Annotated in this window: 5 protein-coding genes and 1 pseudogene; 3 read left to right on the forward strand and 3 right to left on the reverse strand. The window is 69.8% G+C overall.

Annotated features, from left to right (window positions below; genetic code table 11):
* Positions 1 to 953: pseudogene (locus VH969_RS00760) on the reverse strand (M4 family metallopeptidase); the annotation flags it as partial.
* Between the two features lie 635 nt (positions 954 to 1,588).
* On the reverse strand, positions 1,589 to 2,401 hold the full coding sequence (locus VH969_RS00765) for a hypothetical protein (RefSeq protein ID WP_331968625.1): 813 nt from the start codon (positions 2,399 to 2,401) through the stop codon (positions 1,589 to 1,591).
* Between the two features lie 171 nt (positions 2,402 to 2,572).
* Between VH969_RS00765 and VH969_RS00770 the strand changes: the two genes are divergently transcribed.
* Entirely contained in the window at positions 2,573 to 3,172 is a 600-nt protein-coding gene (locus VH969_RS00770) for a dihydrofolate reductase family protein (RefSeq protein ID WP_331968628.1), read from the forward strand.
* Positions 3,173 to 3,288: 116 nt separating this feature from the next.
* Positions 3,289 to 3,540, forward strand: a complete 252-nt coding sequence (locus tag VH969_RS00775; RefSeq protein WP_331968631.1) for a DUF8836 family protein — start codon at positions 3,289 to 3,291, stop codon at positions 3,538 to 3,540.
* A 129-nt stretch (positions 3,541 to 3,669) separates the two neighbouring features.
* On the opposite strand, the gene lanKC is transcribed toward VH969_RS00775, so the two are convergent.
* Complete coding sequence (gene lanKC, locus VH969_RS00780) at positions 3,670 to 6,318, reverse strand: class III lanthionine synthetase LanKC (protein ID WP_331968634.1); 2,649 nt, start codon at positions 6,316 to 6,318, stop codon at positions 3,670 to 3,672.
* Positions 6,319 to 6,651: 333 nt separating this feature from the next.
* Between lanKC and VH969_RS00785 the strand changes: the two genes are divergently transcribed.
* A partial coding sequence (locus VH969_RS00785; protein WP_331968637.1) for a cysteine desulfurase family protein occupies positions 6,652 to 7,342 on the forward strand: 691 nt, incomplete at its 3' end.

Below are 7,342 nucleotides of genomic sequence, written 5' to 3' on the forward strand. Positions count from 1 at the left end.
CCGTAGGTCATGCAGAAGCACGAGTCGTCCCAGAAGGCGTTGACGTAGGCGTCGCCGTAGTGCACGAAGCTCTCCGCACCGACGCCGTCGTTACGGATTCCGTTGCGGCCGTGGACGTTCTTGTAGTAGTCCCACGTGCTCGCCGCACCGTAGGCGGCGTCGACGGCCGCGGTCTGGTCGTCGGTGCCCTCGCCGGTGCCCCAGGTGTTGTCGGCGTCGGTGTAGAGCACGTTGGTGTCCGCGTTGGACACCTGCTGGTTGCCGCGGGTGCCGTCGACGAGGTTGAAGCCGTCGCCGCCCTCGGTCGTCTCGAGCGCGACCTGGCCGCTGTACTCGCTGTTACCCGTGCCGGCGGCCTGCTCGATGTCGTCGTAGGAGTAGAGCACCTTGCCGGTCCTGGCGTCGGTGAACACGTGCAGCTTGCTCGGCGTCTGGTCGGCCTTCATGCCGCTCAGCACCGTCTCGTAGGCGAGCGTCGGCGCGGTGCGCACGGCGTAGACCACGAGCGACGGCTGCTCGGCGACCGAGTACCTGACGTTCTTCTGCGCGGTCATCGCCTTGGTGGCGGCGGCCGGCGCGGCCATGCCCGGCGTGGTCGACAGGGCGAACCTCGCCTGCGTCGCCTTGTTGACCGACAGGACCTTGCCGTTGGTGTTCTCGGTGACGACCATGTCGCCGCCGAGCACCTTCAGGCCGTTGTAGGTGCGGTCGTAACGCAGGTGGCGCATGCCGTCCGAGGTGACGATCGCGTCCTTGACGACGAGCTTCTCGTGCGAGCCGACGCCGGCCGCCGAGGCGACCTTGGCGGACTCGGTCTTGGCCATCTGCATGGCGTTTGTCGCGAGCGGCTTGTCCGCCGTGGGCGCCGCCGTCGCGGCCAGCACGGTGCCGCCGATCGTGGTAGCGACCGCGACCGAGGCCGCGGCGACCCAGCACAGGGTCGAACGCTTCATGAGTGGGCTCCTCATTCCTCCGAAGCAGGGAAATCGTCGGGTTCAGCGGACGCCGGCGATCTCGGGCATTCCGATCATGCACAGGTGAGAATGGAGCCGGTAGCGACGTTCAGCTGAAACGCGAAGGGGGCCTTCGGCGATACTCAATGCGAACGTAGGGTGAATTCGCCGGTATTGCCGCGAAAACCTACTTTGGTTGTGAACCGAACAACCCAGCGGGCTGCTGCATTTGTCCCGATCCGTCTCGCCGGTCAAAACTGTTCAACTGGTAATAAGTCCCCGGCATGATCCACGGCAGGTCCCGTGACGGTTCCCGACGATCGGCTCTACCGCTTGCCGACCAGGTCGGGTTCGGTCACGTGGATTACCCGGAGCGTCCTCGGCGTCGGCCGTCGCCGTACCACGACCCCGCCCGGAACGGCCACACGAATTCGGTGATATCGGCGGCGAATGGATCGTGTTCCCACCGTCCCGCGATGTCGTCGAATCGCGCGGCAGCGCCGCCCTTTGATTTCGGCTTCACGGTGGAACCGGTTGAACGCGTTCGCCGCCGCCGCATCGAGGCGGTGACAGGTGTTCGCGTTTTCGACGATAGTTTTCGACGATATTGTCGGCGGTATCGCGAATGGCCGGGGTCAGGCCGGCCGGATCCGGAAGATCGCGACGCGTGCGTCGTGGCCGTCGACCCGCATGTCGACCGACTTGGTGTGGCGCAGCTCCAGCTTGACGGAGCCGTCGCCGGGCAGCCAGTTGATCCGGTCGATGCCCTTGTCGAAGACCTGTTTCTCCGCCTGCCGGCCGGTGGCCTTGGCGTAGTGGGGGTTGTTGGTGTCGGCGGTCCAGATGACCAGGCGGCCCTGCCGGTGGTGCGCGAGCACGCGCTGCTTGTGGACGCTGTGGTGGTGGTCGTACTCGTCGCGCAGGTCGGGGCGCGTCGCACCGTTGTAGGCGCCGAAGAGGTAGTGGGTGTTGATCAGGACGAACTGCAGGTTCGGGTTCGACTCGTGCCGCACCACGACCTCGTTGATCCAGCGCGGCGGCGTCACTCCCTTGATGCCACCGTGCGCGAAGGTGTGTTTCGGGTTCACGATCTGCCACGGCCGGGGCACCGAGATCGGCACGCGGAAGGACTTCCTGTCCCGCAGGAACGCGGTCCGGTAGGCGTTCCCGAAGTGCTTCTCGATCATGGCCTCCTCGCCGTTGTCCTGCTCGCTGATCTCCTGCCAGCCGACCAGCGGCCGATCCTCGCCGACCCCGTGGCGGACGGCGTGGATCGCGGCATCCCGCGCGCCGAGGTGCTTGCGGCCGATGTTGGCCGTGACGATCGGCAGCCGGATCCAGTCCGTGGCCGCGGACGCTGGTCCCAGGCCGGCCACGGTGGCCACGGTGCCGAGCGCGGCACCGCCGCCCAGGAGGAGGGCCCTACGCCTGCTGAGGTTTCCCGACACTGGTCTCCCTCTCGCCGATGATCCAGTGAGACGAATTCTGGCAGAGTGTCACAGTGAAGGTGGCCGTTTCGCGAAAGTTTGGCCGGCGGTGTCGGATCGGGGTAGCGGCGTTCGTAGCCGGGGTGAAGACCGCCTGCGAAAGGCGCCCCGAGGGAGAAGGGAACCGCGACCATGAAGCTGACGACCAACACGCAGGTCTCCGTCGACGGAGTGATGCAGGGCAACGGCGGGCCGGACCGCCGCGGCGGATTCGAGCGAGGCGGATGGGCAAGGCCGCTGTTCGACACCGAGGCCATGTCATTCGTCGACCAGGCGTACCAGGGCGCCGACGCGTTCCTCTTCGGCCGGCGGACCTACGAGCTCTTCGCCGGCTACTGGGGCGTGCGCGAGGATCTGGCGAACCCCATCGTGGGTGCGCTGAACACGAAGCCCAAGTACGTCGCGTCCAACACGCTCACCGACCCGAAGTGGGCCGACACGACCGTCCTCTCCGGTGACCTCGCGGCGGCCATCCGCGAGCTGAAGGCCAGGCCGGGCGGAGAGCTGCAGGTGCACGGCAGCGGCGCGCTGGTCCGGTGGCTGCTCGAGAACGACCTCGTCGACGAGATGAACCTGCTCGTCGTCCCGGTGATCGTCGGCCAGGGCGCGCGGCTGTTCCCCGACGCGGGCCCGGACAAGGCACTCGACCTGGTCGAGTCGCGAGCATTCCCGAAGGGCATCACGCTCCAGGTCTACCGGCCGGCCGGGCGCCCGCGGTACGCGACCGGCTGAGGTGCGAGCCGGACCGCGCGCGACCGGTCGTGCGACGACCTGGAACCTTGTTGTCGAACACAAGTTCGGTACAGTGTGCATGGGTGGTACGCGTCGGCGCGGCCGGGAGGCGAGCCATGAAGGGCGACCGGGTCGAGATCGTGGTGGACGCCGGTGACTCGACCCGCACCTACGAGGTGGTGGCGACGCGAGCCGGCCGGCGGGTCGAGGTCAGCATCGGGCGTGGTGTGGTCGAGGTCGTGGAGGTCACGCGTACCGGCAACCCGGTACGCACGGCACGGTTCATGGCCAGCAAGGTTCTCGCGCTCGTCGAACACCCGATGACCTCCCGGGCGCTCGACGACGAACGCGGACCGGAGCGTCCATAATGGACTCGCGCCCGCCGGGCACGGTGTTGTGCCCGGCAGGCGTGGACGCCGAGGCGTCACAGACAGACGCTGCCCTTGCTGCTCATGGTGAGCACGTTGCAGGCCAGCAGGTCGTCCTCCTGAGCCGCTTCAGCCTGCAAAAGCAGGACTTCCTCCATGCTGATCACTCCTTTCCTCCAGTGTTGGTGCAACGGCGTCCCTCGGCGTGTGCACGGCGTCGAGGGAGTCCGGAAGGGCGTCGGCCAGGTGCCGCAGGGTGAGCAGGACGCCCGCCGCGCCCGACCAGAGGTCGGCGGACAGCCGCTGTCCCGGCTCGCCGAGCCAGCCCACCCCGTTCCCGTGTGGCACGGCGTACCGGAACAGACCCCGGGCGCTGGCCAGCGCGGTGTCGACGAGCTCCGGCCGGCGCAGCCGCCTTCCGGCGCCGGCCAGCGTCATGACGAGGCCGGCCAGACCCGGGAACAGGCCGGGGAACACGGTGAACCGGGCCGAGCACGCACGCAGGCAACGCTCCAGTACCTCGGCAGCGGTGAGGTCGTCCTCGACGACGTCGAACTCCGCGCCCGGCCGGTGTGCGAGGAACCGGGAGAGCACCGCGGCGTAGCCAGCGCTGCCGGCGAACAGGTAGGGGTAGACGCGACGGTCGGCCTGCGCGATGCGGAAGCCGAGGCCGCCGCCGGGCAGCGGCACGGCGTAGGCGAGCTCCTCGCGTAGCAGCCGCATGCCGCGTGTGAACAGCCGCTCGTCCCCGGTGGTCCGGTACAGGCGGTACAGCGCGAGCGCCACGCCGGTGCGCCCGCCCACCAGCCCGGAGCGGTTGGTCGTGCTCAGCCGGGTGGTGAGCTCCGCACCGTCCGGCACGCTCTCGAGCAGGCCGGCGGCCCGGTCCAGCCAGCGCTGTTCGCCGGTGCGCCGGTGGTGGGCCAGCAGGCCGAGCGCGGTGCCGGCCGCGCCACCGCCGAGCGTGGCGGCGGCGTCGTTGAGCGGATGCGCGGCGGCCGTGGTGAGCAGGTCCTCGGCCGCGTCGGCCTCGCCGAGCTCGGCCAGCACGCCAGCGATGCCCGCGCTGCCGTGGAGCAGGCCGGGCGCACTGGTCTCGGCGGCCGCCACGGCCCCGTCCCGCAGCCTGCGGACCACCGCGGGATCGGCGGCGCGGCCGGCGCGGTGCAGCGCGTACAGCACGCCGGCGGTGCCCGCGGCCAGCGCCCGCGTGTCCGTCTGGTACCCGAGCGGGATCGTCGGGTAGACCCGTGCCGGGTGGTCCGGTCGTGCCATCTCCTCGACGGCGTCGGCGGTCCGCTCGGCCAGGCCGGCCAACGCGGCGATCGGGTCCGCGCGCACGGCGGCCGGCGTGGGCAGGCAGGTATCCCCGGCGCGCTCGTGACAGCGGGTGGCCCACTGCCACAGCCGGGGCCGCACGGGCGCGAATTCGGACAGGTCCGCGTGGAGGTGGTCGAGCACTGCCGGATGCCGTTCGGCCGCTTCGTGCGCGGGGAACACGAGCAGCAGCGCCAGCGCGGCCAGCCCGTACCGGTCGAGGTCCTTCGGATCACGCCGCACGACGGCCCGCGGCTCCGGCGGCAGGTAGCCGGGTGTGCCCATGAACCGCCGCACGTCGCCGACGGGCTGCACCGCTTCGAAGTCGACCAGCCGGACGCGGTCGTCGTCGTCGACGAGGACGTTGGTCGGGCTGAGGTCGATGAAGACGTAGCCGAGGCCGTGCAGAGTGCGCAGCTGTGCCTCGAGCTGGTCGAGGAGGTCGAGGCACCGCTCGTGGTAGCCGGCGTACGCCGCCACGTCCGTGTGGTCGAGCACCGCGGGGTTGTTGGTCACCATCCACCGGTACAGCGACACGCCCGGCACGAGCTCGGAGACGAGGTAGGTGTGTTCCCAGTGGTGGAACAGCTCCACCGGCCGCGGGCACAGGCCGGGCGCGCGGGCGTGGAGCTCCCGAAGCACCAGGTACTCCGCGGCCAGCCGGGTCTTCGCGTCGGCACCGTCGGCGGTGTACCCGTTGTGCGCCTTCGCCTCCTTGACGAACACCGCGGTGCCGTCGTCGGTGCGGAACCGGTAGGCGCCGCCGGCGTTGCTGTGTCGCAGGACCTTGTCGAACGCGTAGCCATGCATTTTCACGGGACCGGCGGGCGCCGCGGGCGCGGCCTCGCGGAACGGATCGGAAATTCCGGGCGGCAGGTGGAACGCCGGCTTGCGCTCGTCGTCGATGTCCCGGCCGTCGGGGCCGGTCAAGATCGGTACGTGGGTTCCTTCCGCGTCGACTCTCGTGCGGCCGCGAAATGCGCCATATCGGTACGACACGCACGTGCTCTCGCCGAATCGCCGGTCGGTGAGCACGAAGGGGCCGCCGATCCCGGCCAGGTCCGCGGACAGGCGCCGCATCACCAGCAGCGCGCATTCCTCGGTGGGTGGGTACAGGGTGCAGAACTTGCCGCTCTGCGGGCGGGCCGCGTGTTTGTCGTGCGCCAGCAGGAAGATGCGCTCGCCCGCGAGGTGCTTGAACGGCACACCCAGTTCGGCGCACGCCAACGACACGATCGCCAGCACGGACCGTGCATTGGCCAGGGAACTGGACACGTGCACCTTCCAGCCCTGGTCCGGGAGCGCCAGATCGGGCGGCCCCCAATGGGTCCACGCGCCCTCGTCCAGCCGTACCCAGCCGTCCGGCAGCGGAGCCGGGTGAAAGCGCGCACCGGGATCCGTCGTGTCCCACGGTTCGTAATAGTCCGAATCCGCGATCAGGAACGACATGTCCACAGCCATCCGAAACTCCTTAATGGATGATCACGAACTCGGCGCACGCAAAAATTGACGCTCTCAAATGATCTCAACAGGCGTCAAGGAGTGGTTTTCCACAGAAATATGGGAATGTATTTGATATTGGTAGGAATGGCCCAACGGCACTCCGGCGGAACGCCGAATATCACTGCCATGGAACGCGGGCGGCGCCACGCGATTTCGCCGGCGTAATTCGCGCCCGGTGGCTGCCCCGCCTCGTCGGCCTCGCCACCGGCCAGGGGCGCTTCCTATCCCTTGGCTCGTGACGGAGCCCGTCTACCTGGACCACACGCCACCACACCACCGGTCGACCCGGGGGTGGTGGAGGCATGCCTGCCGTACCTGGCCGAGCACTTCGGCAACCCCTCCAGCAGCCACGCGTACGGCCGGCGTACCCACGGCGCGGTCGACACCGCCCGCGGGGCGGTCGCCGACCTCGTCGGGTGCGCACCGGGCGAGATCGTGTTCACCGGCGGCGGTTCCGAGAGCGACAACCTCGCCATCCGCGGCGCGGCGCTGGCCCATCGCGGCACCCACCTGATCACCCAGGCGACCGAGCATCCGGCCGTGCTCTCCACGGTGGACGCCCTGCGGCGGCTGCACGACTTCCGGGTCACGGTGCTGCCCGTCGACCGGCACGGCCTGGTCGACCCGGCCGACCTCGCGGCGGCGCTCACCGACGACACGGTGCTGGTGTCGGTCATGCACGCCAACGCGGAGACCGGCACCATCCAGCCGGTCCGCGAGCTGGCCGAGCTCGCCCACGCCCGCGGGGCGCTGTTCCACACCGACGCCGCCCAGACCATCGGCAAGATCGGCGTCTCCGTACGGGAGCTGGGCGTGGACCTGCTGGCGGTCGCCGGCCACAAGATGTACACCCCGAAGGGCGTCGGTGCCCTGTACGTCCGCGACGGGCTCACCCTCGAACCCGCGACCTACGGCGGCGGCCAGGAACGGGGGCTGCGCTCCGGCACCGAGAACGTCGCGCTCATCGTCGCGCGCGGCGAGG

It is taken from the genome of Actinophytocola sp., from assembly GCF_036555685.1.
Taxonomy (GTDB): Bacteria; Actinomycetota; Actinomycetes; order Mycobacteriales; family Pseudonocardiaceae; genus Actinophytocola.

Excerpts from the sequence above, each read along its gene's own strand:
- VH969_RS00770 (WP_331968628.1), top strand. The coding sequence starts at position 2,573 with ATGAAGCTGACGACCAACACGCAGGTCTCCGTCGACGGAGTGATGCAG.
- VH969_RS00775 (WP_331968631.1), top strand. The coding sequence starts at position 3,289 with ATGAAGGGCGACCGGGTCGAGATCGTGGTGGACGCCGGTGACTCGACC.
- lanKC (WP_331968634.1), bottom strand. The coding sequence starts at position 6,318 with ATGGCTGTGGACATGTCGTTCCTGATCGCGGATTCGGACTATTACGAA.